16 protein-coding genes are annotated in these 14395 nt (G+C 32.7%); 7 read left to right on the plus strand and 9 right to left on the minus strand.

Annotated elements, in window-relative coordinates:
* Positions 1 to 282: 282 nt before the first annotated feature.
* The 6 genes from LS68_RS03315 (at position 283) to LS68_RS03330 (ending at position 3841) form a co-directional block, all read left to right on the plus strand.
* The gene (locus tag LS68_RS03315; RefSeq protein WP_241993659.1) at positions 283 to 897 is read left to right on the plus strand and encodes a hypothetical protein; all 615 of its coding nucleotides are present in this window, start codon (positions 283 to 285) and stop codon (positions 895 to 897) included.
* Complete coding sequence (locus tag LS68_RS03320; protein WP_034369166.1) at positions 890 to 1660, plus strand: DUF5675 family protein; 771 nt, start codon at positions 890 to 892, stop codon at positions 1658 to 1660. Before LS68_RS03315 ends, LS68_RS03320 begins: the two co-directional genes overlap by 8 nt.
* Positions 1661 to 1709: 49 nt before the next feature.
* The gene (locus tag LS68_RS09560; protein WP_158621816.1) at positions 1710 to 1880 is read left to right on the plus strand and encodes a hypothetical protein; all 171 of its coding nucleotides are present in this window, start codon (positions 1710 to 1712) and stop codon (positions 1878 to 1880) included.
* Positions 1877 to 2569 (plus strand): hypothetical protein, encoded by a 693-nt coding sequence (locus LS68_RS03325; protein WP_034369172.1) that lies wholly within the window; start codon positions 1877 to 1879, stop codon positions 2567 to 2569. The genes LS68_RS09560 and LS68_RS03325 overlap by 4 nt, the downstream gene beginning before the upstream one ends.
* Positions 2570 to 2655: 86 nt before the next feature.
* Positions 2656 to 2781, plus strand: coding sequence for a hypothetical protein (locus LS68_RS09895; RefSeq protein WP_277872294.1), 126 nt, complete (start codon positions 2656 to 2658; stop codon positions 2779 to 2781).
* Between the two features lie 247 nt (positions 2782 to 3028).
* The gene (locus LS68_RS03330) at positions 3029 to 3841 is read left to right on the plus strand and encodes a hypothetical protein (RefSeq protein ID WP_138090947.1); all 813 of its coding nucleotides are present in this window, start codon (positions 3029 to 3031) and stop codon (positions 3839 to 3841) included.
* Between the two features lie 349 nt (positions 3842 to 4190).
* Here the strand turns inward: LS68_RS03330 and LS68_RS03335 are convergent, their stop codons facing one another.
* From LS68_RS03335 to LS68_RS03350, 4 genes are all read right to left on the minus strand, one after another.
* Positions 4191 to 5534, minus strand: coding sequence for an arsenic transporter (locus LS68_RS03335; protein WP_034369179.1), 1344 nt, complete (start codon positions 5532 to 5534; stop codon positions 4191 to 4193).
* 89 nt (positions 5535 to 5623) lie between these two features.
* Complete coding sequence (locus LS68_RS03340; RefSeq protein ID WP_241993660.1) at positions 5624 to 6280, minus strand: GyrI-like domain-containing protein; 657 nt, start codon at positions 6278 to 6280, stop codon at positions 5624 to 5626.
* Between the two features lie 20 nt (positions 6281 to 6300).
* Positions 6301 to 6837 (minus strand): GNAT family N-acetyltransferase, encoded by a 537-nt coding sequence (locus LS68_RS03345; RefSeq protein WP_034369182.1) that lies wholly within the window; start codon positions 6835 to 6837, stop codon positions 6301 to 6303.
* Between the two features lie 11 nt (positions 6838 to 6848).
* Positions 6849 to 7220, minus strand: coding sequence for a transcriptional regulator (locus LS68_RS03350; RefSeq protein ID WP_034369184.1), 372 nt, complete (start codon positions 7218 to 7220; stop codon positions 6849 to 6851).
* A gap of 142 nt (positions 7221 to 7362) precedes the next feature.
* On the opposite strand from LS68_RS03350, the gene LS68_RS03355 reads away from it, so the two are divergent.
* Positions 7363 to 7956 (plus strand): LysE family transporter, encoded by a 594-nt coding sequence (locus LS68_RS03355; RefSeq protein ID WP_034372056.1) that lies wholly within the window; start codon positions 7363 to 7365, stop codon positions 7954 to 7956.
* Here LS68_RS03355 and LS68_RS03360 read toward each other — a convergent pair whose 3' ends face one another.
* The 5 genes from LS68_RS03360 to LS68_RS03380 are packed head-to-tail and all read right to left on the minus strand — an operon-like array spanning position 7957 to position 14367.
* Positions 7957 to 8469 (minus strand): ClbS/DfsB family four-helix bundle protein, encoded by a 513-nt coding sequence (locus LS68_RS03360; protein ID WP_034372060.1) that lies wholly within the window; start codon positions 8467 to 8469, stop codon positions 7957 to 7959.
* Between the two features lie 20 nt (positions 8470 to 8489).
* Positions 8490 to 9662, minus strand: a complete 1173-nt coding sequence (locus LS68_RS03365; protein WP_138090953.1) for a site-specific DNA-methyltransferase — start codon at positions 9660 to 9662, stop codon at positions 8490 to 8492.
* Positions 9663 to 9665: 3 nt separating this feature from the next.
* Complete coding sequence (locus LS68_RS03370) at positions 9666 to 10451, minus strand: restriction endonuclease (protein ID WP_034370643.1); 786 nt, start codon at positions 10449 to 10451, stop codon at positions 9666 to 9668.
* The gene (locus tag LS68_RS03375) at positions 10451 to 12661 is read right to left on the minus strand and encodes a DUF262 domain-containing protein (RefSeq protein WP_034370646.1); all 2211 of its coding nucleotides are present in this window, start codon (positions 12659 to 12661) and stop codon (positions 10451 to 10453) included. The genes LS68_RS03370 and LS68_RS03375 overlap by 1 nt, the downstream gene beginning before the upstream one ends.
* The gene (locus tag LS68_RS03380; protein ID WP_034370649.1) at positions 12658 to 14367 is read right to left on the minus strand and encodes a DUF262 domain-containing protein; all 1710 of its coding nucleotides are present in this window, start codon (positions 14365 to 14367) and stop codon (positions 12658 to 12660) included. The genes LS68_RS03375 and LS68_RS03380 overlap by 4 nt, the downstream gene beginning before the upstream one ends.
* Between the last annotated feature and the right edge of the window lie 28 nt (positions 14368 to 14395).

A 14395-nucleotide genomic window follows, 5' to 3' on the forward strand; every position in this document is an offset into this window, starting at 1 on the left:
ACATTCTTACTACAGAAGACATACTTAAATAGAATAACATCAATTTGTGGTATAAGTTCGGTAGAAGACCATGTAGAAGAAGCCAAATTTCTTATTGAATTGCCTTATCACGCCTAGACATACAATTTTTGATCTCGCTTATTATAGCAGAATGAAAGAGCTTCTTATAGATTCAGGAGTTTTAACTTATAAAGAGCTATGTGAGAAAAATAATCTAGAATCTGCTAAAATGAGTCAATCTATTGGTATAGAAGTGGTGGGGAAAGCAAATAACTTACAAAAATGCCTATTGATAAGAAATACCCACAAATTACTTCTTATACCGCTAGTTGGGACATTCCTACACGAGCACAAAAAGATTCTATTAAAAACCTGATAGAAATCCTCAAAAAAGAATATAATCTCACAAATAATGATATTTATGAGCACGATGATATTTCACCGCAAAAACTAGAGGAGAAGCAAAAGATTTGTATGAGAAAAATTAAATTAATTTGGCTTTTGTGTTGCAATATTATCTTTGCCAATCCGATTCCACCTTATGCGCATTTGTGGGAGATTCAACCTATAGAAGTGCTAGAAGTGGATACCGAAATAAATTGGAAAAATAGCGGTTTGAGCAATCAAGAAGCATTGGAATATTGCAAAAATACGCAATCTCTACCAAAAGACTCAAAACAAATGGAACAATATTTGAAAAAACATATTGTTGTGTGGAGTTTGCATTATTTTGGTGGTGCTGGTTGCACCTACAAAGGCAAGGTAAAATTTGCTGGTAAAATATGGAATTTCGTCAGTATTGGTGGCATCACTAGGCTTACAACAGAATCTGAATGGATAGAACTTGTTTGCATTTCTAAAGACTGCTATCCACAAGCTTGGAGTGATGGTGAATGAAATATATGGCGTAGAAATAGGCAATAATGGCAATATCATAGGAGAGAAAACAAAGCAATATGAATATTATAATCCAAATAACCTACCTACAAATAATCCTTATGCCTATATCTTAGAAAGAAATGGACATGATAGTATAGGAGGAGAAATTAAGCTTAGAATCCCAGAGGGAAGATATAATACAACTTGGCATAGAGGAAACATATTCACAAATGTTTTAAAACTTCATAATGGGTTTATAGGTAAAGGTAGGGAGATTTTAATTCATAATGGAAAATCTCCAAAGCATTCCGCTGGTTGTTTGTTGATTGGGGATAAAATTGCGTTAAATATCATAAACGGCGAGACAATGAGGGAAATTTTAGCAAATTTATTAAAGAATAACACTATTAATAACGATGAACAAGATATAAAAGAATTTATCGCAAGAGATGTAGAAGTAAGGATAATCAATAAGTTTAAGGAAGAAAGCAAAAAAATAGAGCAGAAGAACGAAAGGCTTTATACCTTAGATGATGCAAAAGAAGCTTTAAAGATTATTTATCATAAATATGGGGAAGAAATGGCAAGAATTATTGAAAAAATGTATAGAAGCGAAACAGCACATTTTGATTCAGGACAATATAAACATACAGGAACAGGTGGTATGGAAGCATTTGGCAATGCTCCCTATTATGGTTGGGATAGTAAATTCTTTGACCAAAATCCAAACTATAAACCAATAGGAATATGGTCGGCTTATGAAGGTAAGGGGATTAAGTGAGCAAGGAGGAAACGCTCAAGTTAAGGATAGAAAGAAGCAATTTATAGTAATGCCTTCAGTTTTAGCAGGAATGGCATATAAAGCTTATTATATCAATAAGCATAATGGAAATTGGGCAAGATGGCACTCAGTGCAAACGCAAGCACAAGAAGCATATAAAAAAGCTATTGAGCCGATTAAAGCCCGAATAGTTGATGAAATTGTAGGAGATAAAAAATGAAAAGAGTCTTTATTGTTTTTATATTATCTTTAATTTCGACTTTTGCTCAAAATCCCAAAGAAACAAGAATCTATTTTTCTGAAAATCTTACACAACCAAATCCGCAATGTGTAGAGATTTTTACTAAAATTGCAAAAACGAGCAATTATGAATTTGAAACTTATAGAGGGGATAAAAATATACAATGGGTAAAGGAATATATCTCATTTGAATTTGATACTTGGAATAATGATAAGATTCTAGTAAAACTATTTTTTGATTGGGGAGATAAAAATAACAAAGAATTTCAAGGCACAGGCACTATCACTTGGTTTGAATATGATATAAAGACGCAAACACTTAAAGATAGTATGCAAGAGAAAGAATTGGTTATAAATCAGAATCTAGCAAATAAATTCAATGACTGCTTGAAATATTGTAATTTTGCTCAAACTTCAGCTTTGCAAAATCAATATAAGTATTTAAATGTGGATTTTCTAATGCAAAATGAAATCATTGGTGCAAATTCAAAAGAAAGAGCTTACTTTTATTCTGCTCCCGATGAAAAGTGTAAAATCAATGATTTATTTTTAATTCCAAAAGATAAAATCAATCTCTTGCAAAATAAAGGAGAATTTAGCTTTGTTGCCTATAAGCGTCAAAATGGCGAATTTATTAAGCTATGGATTAAGAGCGATAGAGTAAGATGAAACAATACTTACTATTTTTCATTGCTTTAGCTTTTGCAAATGATTTTAATTTGAGTGATGAATTTTATAAAAATAAAGGGGGAACTATGCAGTCGTTATATCTAATTCCGGATACTGAAGAGAGCTATCTTGTTAAAGATTATAGAGAAAAATTAAGAGGCGACACTCTTAAACTCAAAGGCAACTTAGAATCTCTTGGGCTTTTGATATAAATTATAATAAAAACATTGATTTAATCTTTTTTCCAGAAGAGGGTAATTCTATGTATTATGCTATATTGTATGCTAAGGATTTTTCTAAAAAAATAGCCAAAAATGAATTAGATAGAGAATTAAAAGAAATCAATCCTCCTTATAATTTAACTATGACCTTGTAAAGGAAATCCTCTCTCAAAGTGATTTAAGTCAATCCCAACAAGAGAGATTCTTTAATTCACGATTTGGAAGTGTGTTTGTGCCTATGGAAATAGAGTTTGAATGGTATATTGCACATTGGTATCCATATCAAGGCATTTCGCAGACAAATTTTAGCAAAACAATTACCTTTCCCCATTATGATAAATATTTACAACCAAGCGAGGATACAGGGGGAATGATATTTATTGCGCTTTGTCTTGGTATTATTAAATCCTATCAAATTTTACCAACAAATACAGCTTTAAATATTATTGAAGAAGAACCACTTGGATATGACCTTGCTACTGACAGACTCATCACCTACAAAGACCTCTTCACCCCTCTCCCTACTGCTGCATTAGCAACTACAATGACAAACATTAATGATTTTATTGTAAATCTCCGTGATAAACCCGATACCAAAGAAGGAAAGATTATTGCACAACTCTTCTCACAAGAGTTTAGTTATGCCCTCCTTGAACCTAAATTCCAAAAACTCCAAGAAGAAAATGGTTGGGGAGATGAAACACCATTTAGCTTTGTATATGAAGAGTTAAGCACATATTATTTAGCTCAAAAATCCTATTATGAAAAAGAAAAACAAAATCTCATCTTAGTATGGAATATAGAATCCAATAATTGGGCTAAAGTATGGGTATTAAAAATGCCTGATAAAAAAAGTGTAGGCACAAATGAAAAAACATTCGAAGAATTAATGGAGTATTATGATATAAGAGATAGTGTCAGAGAGATTATCTCTACTTATTCCCAAACTTTCTTAGAATCTCCCTCACAACTTAAACTCTATGAAGGTTATATCCATTGTAGTGGCTTACAATATCTGTTACCTTTTACACAAAATTATATTAAACGATAATCTCATCTGCCAAAGGATTTTATGCTTCATATTTTTTTTAGAAATAATAGCTTAGAGCGCGTATCCTCAAGAGCAAGATTCTTTTATAATCTAGCACTAAAGACTTTTTGGGTATAAACAATGTAGGGGGTGATGGCACTTGAAGACTTAAATATCGCAAGGATTCTAGATTTCACCCTCATAATGTTGCAGGAGCTCCTACTTCTTGCACCGAAGTTGTAAGTATCCAAACTGATAAGGTTGTCTTATGCGAAACATTGAATGCAGGTTTAACAATAAAGGTTTTCCTTTATTTTTTGTAGGGTGAAGCGTTTTTAAAACAAAATAACAATCTAATCATAAAATTGGGCTAATCAAAATCCATTAATGCCACACTCAAAACTAACCCCAAAATCGCACAAAAAAGCACAACCACACTAAAGACAAAAGCGAGTTTTAGAAATTTAAAAAGTGGAATCTTCACCCCATATCGCCTAAGGTTTGCAAGCCACAAAAGTGTCGCAAGCGAACCAATGGGGGTAAGCTTTGCGCCAATATTACAACCCAGCAAATGCGCAAAAACGAACGACAAATCATGGTTATCTTTCAAAGCTAAATCACCCAACATGACCATAGGTAAGTTATTGATAAGGCTACTCCCTAGCGCACTTAAAAACCCAATACACAAAAGGCTCATTTCCTTTCCGAGTGTCGTTATATCTATAATCCAAATACGTATATCATCTAGCAAACCTGCATTCTTTAACCCAAACACAACCACAAATAATCCAACACTAAAAACCACCACACTAAAAGGAGAATCTTTAAGCAAAGAAAATAGCATAATTTTTTGGATTTTTACCCCATAGCCCAAAGCTAAAATCGCACAAACCCCGACAAAAAGAGAAAGTGGGATTTTAAAATATGCCCCAACAATCGCAAAAATTGGCAATAAAATTAACAGCAAAAAACAAAAGAAAATACCAAAATTGCTAATAGAATCTGCTTTAAAATTGCTTGTCATCATGAGTGTTTCAGGCAACTTTTTGCCCAAAACTACCCAAAAAATCAATAACGATGAGAGAATCGCAAAAAGCTGTGGCAAAGCCATAAAGCGCACAAAATCAACAAACGAAATCCCAAAAACAGAAGCGGTTAAAATATTGGTAAGATTTGAAAGCACAAAGAGATTTGAGGCAAAGTCGCTAATAAAACTCATAAAAAGCAAAAACAAGATTAAAGGTGTATAAATACTCTCGTTTTTATAGGGAAACAGAGCAAACATCAGCGGGGTTAGAACTAAAATTGCACCATCGTTTGCTAGAAATGTTGCCAAAAATGCTCCAAAAAATACTAAAAAGACAAAGAGTTTCGCGCTTTTACATGGGATTTGTAATAAGTCTTGCGTAGAATCTAAATCATATTGCCTAGAAAAACGATTCTTTTCCCTCTTTTCTGCTGCAAAAATTATAATCTTATGTGCCAAATAGGCAAAAAATCCAATGCGCTCCATTGCAAGCGTTAAAACAATAAGCCCGACTAAAACCAAAGTTGAATCCCAGACCATTCCCCACACAAACCAGACATCGCCCACACTTACGATTCCAAGCATAAGCGCAATACCCGCACCCAGTGTGCTAACAGCCCAAAGTGGGATATTAAAAGGTCGCCAATAAATCAAAAGCATTACAATCACAAATAAGCAATACGCCATGATTTGTCCTTTAGATTCTGAAATATAAAGTTTCTTTAAAGATTATCATTTTTAGCTCGAGATTGATTTACTAAAAAATTTGCAAAATTTTAATGAGATACTGCAGATTCTCGCACAGGAATGCGCAGAATAGTTTTAAGCTTTTGCGGGGCAGTTTTATTAGGATTGCTCAAATAAATTTCGTGATGTGCTCTTTGGAATCCATCTTTGATGTTGCCAATATCGTTCTGAAGAGAAAAAGAAGCAATAAATTCTTCCATTTGCGCAATACTTTTGGGTTCATCATCATAGCAACCAAGATGCAACATCTGCACACATAATCCTTCTTCAAAACTTATCAATTGTGCTTGATTGCAATCTAAATGCTTTTTATTCAAAACTTCTTCACATGCCCACTTAAAAACTTCTAAAGTTACAAATTTTGGTTGGGCAATCATTGCTTGCCATTGAAAATTATCTTTGTTTTTCACATCTTCATTATTCCACCATAGTGATTCTAAAGGAGGCACAACATATTCAAAATAATCTTGAATCTTTTTGCCCTTATCCATTTTTATTGTATAGGAAAGAGCATATAAAATCTCTAAAGCCTTTTGATATGCACCAGCACTATCATTTGGGTTGCCCTCGCCTTTTATAGCAATAAAAGACATTTGTGGCACAAAAACGCGCGTTGGAATCGGCTTTGGAGCATATAAATCTTTAAAGGCTTTTTTAAAATCAAATTTTTGCATTGTTTGGTTCATTTTTATCCTTTTGTGGCATATTATAAGACACATTCAAGCTGACAATCATAAGGTTCTGCGCGAATATGTTCTTGGTGGGCAAACTTTGCCTCGACACAACCCATTTTGCGATAAAAATTTTGTGTTTCAAAGGCTGAATGGGTTGAGAGATAGAGCTTTTTTGCTCCATTTTTCTTTGCCCATTCTTTTGCTGCACCAAAAAGAATGCTGCCAATACCATGATGCCGAAAATCTTTAGAAACATGCAGTTCAGTCATATCTAAATAAGCTTGCTCACCACCAAAAAAATTTGCAGCAACCGACACAAAACCTTTAAGTTGATTCTGATAAAAAGCCGCATAAACAAAGCCATTTGTTTTAATGATTTGTTTGAGGTGAGTAAGCAAATTTTGATAATCTTTTTGCGTCCAATCATCGATAAAAGGGTCATCTTTGAGAATCCATTGATTATTTTCTTTTCGCCAACATTTTGTAACTTCTTGGTGTCGCACAAAAGCCAAAAACAACCCACTATGAATTTCATCGGCACAAAGATTGCGGTATTGGATTGTTTTCATAGCATATCTTTTTATTTCTTGCTTGTTTTCTTTGCCTTTTTGGGCTTAGGCAGCGGCAAAGTTGGCGCAAGAACAAGCGTAACTTCTCGCAAAAGTTCTGCCGAATCGACATCAAGAATGTAAGATTCTTTAGCACCCTGATAAGGAAAACCTTTGGGGGAAGAATCTAAAAGAGGTTTCAAAACTGCATGCTGTTTGACAAAAAGTGTCTCATCACAAAGCAAAAAAATAGGCTTTGGCAGAGCTTCTAGACAAGAAGTCTCAAGCACATAAATGCAATACTCACCAAACATCTTTTTTGCACTAAAGCGATACTGCGTGTCGTGCAACGCGCTATCAAGAATCTCTAGCACAAAATCTTTAAAGCCCTCACTCGTTGCCATTTGCCCTCCTTGTCTTATCATTCATTATAACACAGAATCCCCGCTCAAAAATATATTAATCATAAATTTTTGCCCCTTACTTGCGAAATTATGTTTTTTTTTTTTTGATACAATACACTCCAAAAGTCTAGGGGGCTGGCAAATGAGCCTTGAAACCTTTCTTTCGTTTCTTATCTATTCAAGCATTACCGCCACGACACCGGGTCCAAATAATATCCTTGCCCTAAATAGTGTTGTGAATTATGGTTATAGAGAGAGCAAAAAGCTTATTTTAGGAATCTACGCGGGCTTTGCATCTATTATGATTTTGTGTGGGTTTGGGTGTAATGTTTTGATTGAACTTTTGCCCGATGTCTTGGGGGTTTTAAAGATTTTGGGTGTGGGGTATGTGCTTTATCTTGCCTACAAAGTCGGCATCAGCAAACCCCAAAACCTCGAAAAAACGCACAATCAGAGGCTCGGGTTTTTCAACGCCTTTTTCTTGCAGTTTGTGAATGTCAAAATCATTTTATATGGAATTACTATACATATTTCCTTTGTTTTACCCTATTATCAAAGCCTTTTTTATACAAGTGTGTTTATCTTGCTTTCTATTATCATTGGATTTATGGGAATCTTTTTGTGGGTGATAGCCGGCGCTATGCTCAAGGCTTTTTTAATCAAACATTATAAAGCCGCAAATTTGACAATGGCAGCTTTGCTTGTCTTAAGCGCGGTGCAGATTCTTTTAGGATAATCATTTGTGTGATTTTAAAGCTTTTTTAATTGTCTTTATTGCCCAATCATAATGGCTCGAGGTCGCACTCACACAATAGCTCCCAAGACTCGTTGTGCCACACCAAGCATAATGCTTTTTCACAAACAGCTCATTTTCTGCGAGATTTTCTATCATTTCTATACAATCACGATGACTTTTGTGCAACATTGTCTTTGCGTCATCTAAAGATGTCTTTTGGTGTTTGTGCCATATTTCTTGGTTCATTTTGGGATAAGTCCTAAAATTATAAGGTGCGGGCAAAAAAGGCACAAAATCAGTCGTTTTGCTAAGATTTGTTTGCACAAAATGAAGCAGCAACTTTTGCCATTCAACCAAATGCACAAGAATATCTCGCAAAGTCTTGTCGCGCTCATTATAATCAAACTTTGCAGTTTGCCGTGCATCAGGCATAGAATCAATGAGCGCAAAGAGCTGTTCAAAATGTGCTTGGCTTTGGCATAATAGGTCGGTTTTGGTATTGGGGCGGGGCATGGGTAGTCCTTTGTAAGCAACTAGGCATTTTCTGCTATTTCAAGTTTTTTAATACAATATTCATTTACTCTATCTATTTTTGGCTTTAAGGTTCCACATTCATATTTGATAAGACTTTGTTGATTAAATTCATGTATCCATTCTTGATTAATCTTAATTGCTTCCTTGCTTTCATCTATTCCTATAAATTTGCGTTCTAATAAAAATGCCTCTTTGAGGAATCCTCCACTACCACAAAAGCAATCCATTACCATAGAATCTCTATTGGAAGACATTTGGATAATTCTTCTTAGCATTGCGTTATTTTTTTGTGTGGGATAGATTGGATTTTGCATATCTTTAAACTCCCAAATATCTTGAATCTTCTTTCCCTTAGAATCTTGTGCATAAATCTTCTTTCTAGGAACTCCATTTTTACTCCATTCAATCAATCCTTCTTCATTTAGTCTATCTAATTCAGCCAAAGAGCAACGCCAATGCCTCCCTTGTGGAGGTTTTAAACCATTCCATTCTTGCCCACTTTCGCCATTTTGTGTAACACCCGGTGCGTGAAGAGGAATAGTCGTATAGAATCCTTTATTATCTTGTTTTTTAAATCGTTTATTGATTTCAAGTGGCGAAATCTCTTCATAAACTTCATTCCAAATATATTGACTAGTTTTTGCGTAAAATAAAATCATATCTTTAATGTTTCCATAGCCTCTTCTTGCAAAATTCTTTGGATTACATTTGATGCGTGTAATATCATTAATGAAGTTTTCTCTACCAAAAATCTCATCACATAAAATTTTGACATAATGTCCCATTTTTATATCAATATGGATATAAAAGCTTGCTTTTTCACTCATTAACTCTTTGATTAAAATCAAACGATAATAGAGAAATTCTAAATAAGATTCTAAACTAAACTTATCCTTATAAGCGATTTTTGAATCTAATCTCGCACTCATTGTGCTGCCCATTCTAAAAACATTATTTGTCCCAAAAGGAGGGTCAATGTAAATTAAATCAATGCTATTTTTAAAAGTCTTGCCTTGATTAAAATTTTGGTTTTGCAAAAGATTTTGCATAGCATTAAGATTATCATCAAAAACCAGAAAGTTTTCTTGATTAAAATCTCCCTGCAGCTCATTCTTAAAATGAAGTTGTAAAAAATCTTGTGGGGATTTGAAATGATTAAAAAAATCAAACATTCTCTACACCTGATAAAGAAAATCTCTTAAAAGCAAAGCGGATAAAATATTATCATCTTGATAGCTATTCGTTAGTGTCTCAAACATCTTATGTTTTCCTTGAATATAGCACACACCATCTAAAATCGCAATTTTTATAATATTTGAATCTAGGGGGCTATTAAGCAGACTTATTGCATCTTCGAGTTGGGCATTTTGATGTCCGCCAAAATCACTCAAAAACTTTGCTTCACCGATGATAATTTTTCCATTGAATTTTGCGATAAAATCCAAGCCTTTTAAGCGAGTATAGCCTAAATATTCCCTTGCAAATTCTTGCATAGCTAAATCAGAAGCATTTAAAATAGCATTATCGTTTGTATTTTTGAATATTTCTAGGCTAACAGGCTGGATTCCTAAAATACCACTATTCACCCACCGCTTGAAAAGTGGTCCAATTTGGCGATTAGTTTCTTTGGGTTGGGAAAGACTTTTGTAAATTTCATCTAATCCCATTTCTTGCAATCTACCGCAGATTCTTGCTATGGTTGCGGGATTTCGTTTGATAGCACTTCTGTCGCGCCTCAAATAGGCAATATAAGAATCTTTAATGGGAAATAAATCAAAATTAAGCAGAGATTCTATAATTTGTTCTTGCTGATTTGCACTAAAGGCTTGTTCAAAGATATTCCATTTGATAGAATCTATCTCCCTGATATTATCAGGACACATAGGATAAACTCTAAAAAGTTGGTCTAAATAATCCCTTTGGTTTGCTAGTTCTATGCTTTGGTTAAGAAAGTAATTCATTATGCCTCAATCTCCTCTAGAATCTCATCAAATTCATCAAAAATATTAGTGCCTTTTTTAAGTGTGATTAGATATTCTTCATCTCCATAAATAATTTTAGTTTCTATGCTATTACATAAAACTTTTTTGTTATTAAGAGTGAAGTGAGGTTCTGATTCATATGTCTTACCATATTGTCCATTATTATCCTCATAATCTGAAATATTTAATTCTTTTTTGGAGCAATATTTATAAAATCCATAATCTAGTAAATCTTTAGCATTTTTTGTGCTTTTAGTAGCTGGGAGCAACTCGACTTTATTAACGCTTTTGATATTGCTCAGTATTGGCTTCATTTTGCTATCAAAATATCGAATTCTAAGAAATTTTTCAAAAATAAATTCTTCTTTATTAATTAAAAGTTGCTCCCACCATTCCTTGGTAGATAAATTGCAACCATCAACAATCTCTTGCATTTTATCTTTTAAATTTTCTTTTTTAGATTCTAATAATAAATCTAAAAATTTTTTAAAATATGGAATTTTTTTGCTATTTTTTATACCGCTTAAAAGCCAATTGAGCATCTCTCTGTCTCTGATAGCATCTGTAGTGTAATTACCATAAAACCAATTAGTAGAATAAAAGCTGTAATCTCCCACGCATAGCAATGCTCTTTGAAACGAACCATTATCCCAAAATTCCTTTTTTTCTAGAATTTGCATTGTCAATTGAGCATATTGCTTGAATTTTTCAAGATTGGGTTTGTGATATAGTGAATTATACCCATATCTCTTGCTTTCGTAGTATCTGCTTTTAGAATAACTTTCATATTCAAATTCTTCATCGCTAAAATCAAGGAGGAAATCCACCCAACCTTTTAGGATTTTATGCTCACTTGTGTGATTGAGTATTTCTTCCCAATTTTCCCCACCATTGCGACTTTCTAAAATGAATTTTGCTTTTTTTGATTCTAAACTATAAATATTAGAGTGAAAGCTATAAGAGGAGTTATTTACTAGGAATTGATAAATATCATCACAACCTCGTGATAAATGTCTAAATAAGAAAAAAAATGATGGGATTTCTTCTGCGTTGTCCAAACGATGATTTTCAATCAAATGCCTACATACTCTTAACCAATCATTTAGAGTATTTTTATTTTTGTCATTAATGTCTATATTTTTAACAAAAAATAAAATGGAGAAAAAATAACAAATATCGGGATAGCTCAATGAGCTAGAAAAGAAGCTAGATTTTTGCGGTTTTAAAGTTTCACTGAGTCTATCTTTATCAAAAATCAAAAACAACTCAATAGTCCTATCAAGCAACTTGATATTTTCTAATTCCTGCAAAGGCTGATAAAACTCATCAATGGCATGATTTAAATTCTTTATGGCTTCTTCGATATTTTCACTAGTAAGTCTGTTTTCTTCCAATAAAAAGAATATATTAGCATAATGCAAAAAATTTTGCCCTCTAGTGTCAAACTCTTCTATTTTTTTATCTTCAAAGAAGTAATCTGTCCAATCATTATCTATTTTTGTTAGCAATTCTTTATCTGAAGAGATTTTCGAATCTTTTTGAATAAATGCTTTGAGATTTTCGTATCTACTGAGTTGTTTGCCTCTTGCATTCATTTTGATATACAGTTCTTCACCTAAGCCAAAATTTTCCATATCAAACAATTCAAAGGTAATCAAGCCTAATCGTTCAGCAAATTTTTGGCAATTATCTTGATTTTGTGTTTTTTCATAGATTAAATCAAGCATATGAAGCATCGCCTTGATAGTAGGGTCATTGTAGAGATTTTCTGCTTCTTCAAATTCTGACCCCATAGTTTCAATAGCTTTACTTGGTATTAAAGAAATATCAAAATCTTTTTTTAGCAAATTTTTACAAAAATTACGCGAACTTTTGCGAACGCTATATGAAAATCTTTGAAGCAGTGGTTTGATTTCTTCTAAATTCTCTGATTTTTTATACAAATAAAAGTGCAGTAGCCATAATGTAGTGATTCTTTGCTGTCCATCAATCAATAAAAATTTATTATTTTCTTGATAGCCAAATACAAAATCAATATGCAAAGATTTTTTATTTCCTTCCAACACTTCAAAGATAGAATCTAAAAATTCTCGCGCAACCTTTTCTTGGGACTTTCTACCCTGTGCATAATCCCTCTGTAACATAGGGATTTCTACTTGATATTTCTCCAATAATTCTAATAAAGTCATTGTTTATCCTTCATGTAGGGATTTAGCTTTTCACAGATAGCATTGAAATAGTCTTTTTGGTCTTGTGGCGTGAAAACATCGGGAGTATCTTTTTTATCTGAAAACACTTTATCAAAAACTTTTCCAGTGCAAATAGGAATCAGCTTATCTTCGTCGCCAAGTTTTTGAATTTCTTTGCGTTTTTGGCTAAAGATTTTATTACCAATCTTACTATTAGAATCTCTATCTAGCAAAGTAAGATTTTGAATCTTGTGCAGATTTTCATCAGTTTCAAAATTTTCATCGATTTTCTTAAACAGTTCTTCCTCAAAGTTATTTTTTTTCAAAGATTTGTCAATCTCTTTAATAATCTCTTTCTCTTGAATAATCTTTTTCTCTTGAATATATCCTTTTACCTCCTCAAGCCATTTAACAATCTCTTCATTATTTTTATTTTTTATTGCCTCTTTTATGCTTTGTGATTTTTGGGCATAGATATGTTCCAAGCTCCATTCTTCCAATACAAAACGATTAAATTTAAAGTAATCATTTGAGCTTTCATGACCTATCATATAGCTTAAGTTAAAGAGCAAAAGGAGAGATTTCAACTTTTTCTTGTCCTTATCATAGGTTAATTCTTCTATTTGATATGGCGAAACTCTTTTTTTAATTTTTTCGAAAAGATATTGCACAAAAATATCTTTATCTGTTGTTGTTTGCCATTGTTTATAGAGGGCATCAATTTTTTCACCATTGAAAATTAAAAACCCAAGATAATGAAAAATTTCCCTATCAATCTTTTCAACACCCTTAGAAGCAAACCCATAAAGCGTATTAGTTGCTTCTTCTAAAATTTCCCATTCTTTATTGAGCGTTTTATTTTTGTAAGATTTATAGAAGTAGTCAAACAAGCAATCTTTCTCCGAATGCGGGACAATAGCCCTTAAATAAACTTCTATTCGTGAAATATCGTCTTTTAAAACAGGTTTATCTTCTTCGTATTTAACAATATCTTGCTCATCGACCTTACTCAATACACAATACCTAAAGTCCCTTTCTTCTCTTGCTTTTAGCTCATTTTCATACCAAAACTCTGCCCTTTCTTTTAAGTCTTCAAAATTGAGTTCATCATTTTTACTTAAAAAAAGAGCTTTAATATTTTCAGCTTGAGTGAGGGGGATTTTTCCAATATTTAACCGCACAAAAACATCTTCTACTTTTTCATCTTTTATTTCATACCATAAAACTTTGCACTTATTTAAAAGTGTATCAAGAAATTCTTTTTGGTCTTTATCTTTATAAAAAAAATCTTTAATAACATCATAAGCCAAAACAAAATGATAAAAATCTATATTTCTTTCATCATTTTCACCTTTATTTTGGATATTTTTTAAAAAATCAACACTATTAAAACGAGTTTGATAATCTATGGTGAAGAAATCCTCATTTAAAATAAACTTAATAATCAAAAATATTGTTGTAAGTCTCTGCTGCCCATCAATCACATTGTATTGAGCATTATCTTTTTGCATAACGATAGGTTGCAAACAATAAAAATCTTGTTGGTTTTCCATCTGTGTGAAATCCCAAATATCTTCTAACAGAGCTTTAACTTCCCTTTCTCCCCAGCGATAACCTCTTTGATAACTTGGGATACAAAACTTGCTATCCTTAAGCTCATTGATTGATTTTAAATATTCATTATTAGCTTGATTGTTACTACTCATTAATTCTCCTCATTTTCAAATTATAAAC

This window comes from Helicobacter sp. MIT 05-5293, from assembly GCF_000765665.2.
Taxonomy (GTDB): domain Bacteria; phylum Campylobacterota; class Campylobacteria; order Campylobacterales; family Helicobacteraceae; genus Helicobacter_C.

What these genes read in the sequence shown, in the direction of transcription:
- LS68_RS03315 (WP_241993659.1), top strand. Translation starts at nt 283, where the DNA reads ATGCCTATTGATAAGAAATACCCACAAATTACTTCTTATACCGCTAGT.
- LS68_RS09560 (WP_158621816.1), top strand. Translation starts at nt 1,710, where the DNA reads ATGCCTTCAGTTTTAGCAGGAATGGCATATAAAGCTTATTATATCAAT.
- LS68_RS03325 (WP_034369172.1), top strand. Translation starts at nt 1,877, where the DNA reads ATGAAAAGAGTCTTTATTGTTTTTATATTATCTTTAATTTCGACTTTT.
- LS68_RS09895 (WP_277872294.1), top strand. Translation starts at nt 2,656, where the DNA reads ATGCAGTCGTTATATCTAATTCCGGATACTGAAGAGAGCTATCTTGTT.
- LS68_RS03330 (WP_138090947.1), top strand. Translation starts at nt 3,029, where the DNA reads ATGGAAATAGAGTTTGAATGGTATATTGCACATTGGTATCCATATCAA.
- LS68_RS03335 (WP_034369179.1), bottom strand. Translation starts at nt 5,534, where the DNA reads ATGGCGTATTGCTTATTTGTGATTGTAATGCTTTTGATTTATTGGCGA.
- LS68_RS03340 (WP_241993660.1), bottom strand. Translation starts at nt 6,280, where the DNA reads ATGAACCAAACAATGCAAAAATTTGATTTTAAAAAAGCCTTTAAAGAT.
- LS68_RS03345 (WP_034369182.1), bottom strand. Translation starts at nt 6,837, where the DNA reads ATGAAAACAATCCAATACCGCAATCTTTGTGCCGATGAAATTCATAGT.
- LS68_RS03350 (WP_034369184.1), bottom strand. Translation starts at nt 7,220, where the DNA reads ATGGCAACGAGTGAGGGCTTTAAAGATTTTGTGCTAGAGATTCTTGAT.
- LS68_RS03355 (WP_034372056.1), top strand. Translation starts at nt 7,363, where the DNA reads ATGAGCCTTGAAACCTTTCTTTCGTTTCTTATCTATTCAAGCATTACC.
- LS68_RS03360 (WP_034372060.1), bottom strand. Translation starts at nt 8,469, where the DNA reads ATGCCCCGCCCCAATACCAAAACCGACCTATTATGCCAAAGCCAAGCA.
- LS68_RS03365 (WP_138090953.1), bottom strand. Translation starts at nt 9,662, where the DNA reads ATGTTTGATTTTTTTAATCATTTCAAATCCCCACAAGATTTTTTACAA.
- LS68_RS03370 (WP_034370643.1), bottom strand. Translation starts at nt 10,451, where the DNA reads ATGAATTACTTTCTTAACCAAAGCATAGAACTAGCAAACCAAAGGGAT.
- LS68_RS03375 (WP_034370646.1), bottom strand. Translation starts at nt 12,661, where the DNA reads ATGACTTTATTAGAATTATTGGAGAAATATCAAGTAGAAATCCCTATG.
- LS68_RS03380 (WP_034370649.1), bottom strand. Translation starts at nt 14,367, where the DNA reads ATGAGTAGTAACAATCAAGCTAATAATGAATATTTAAAATCAATCAAT.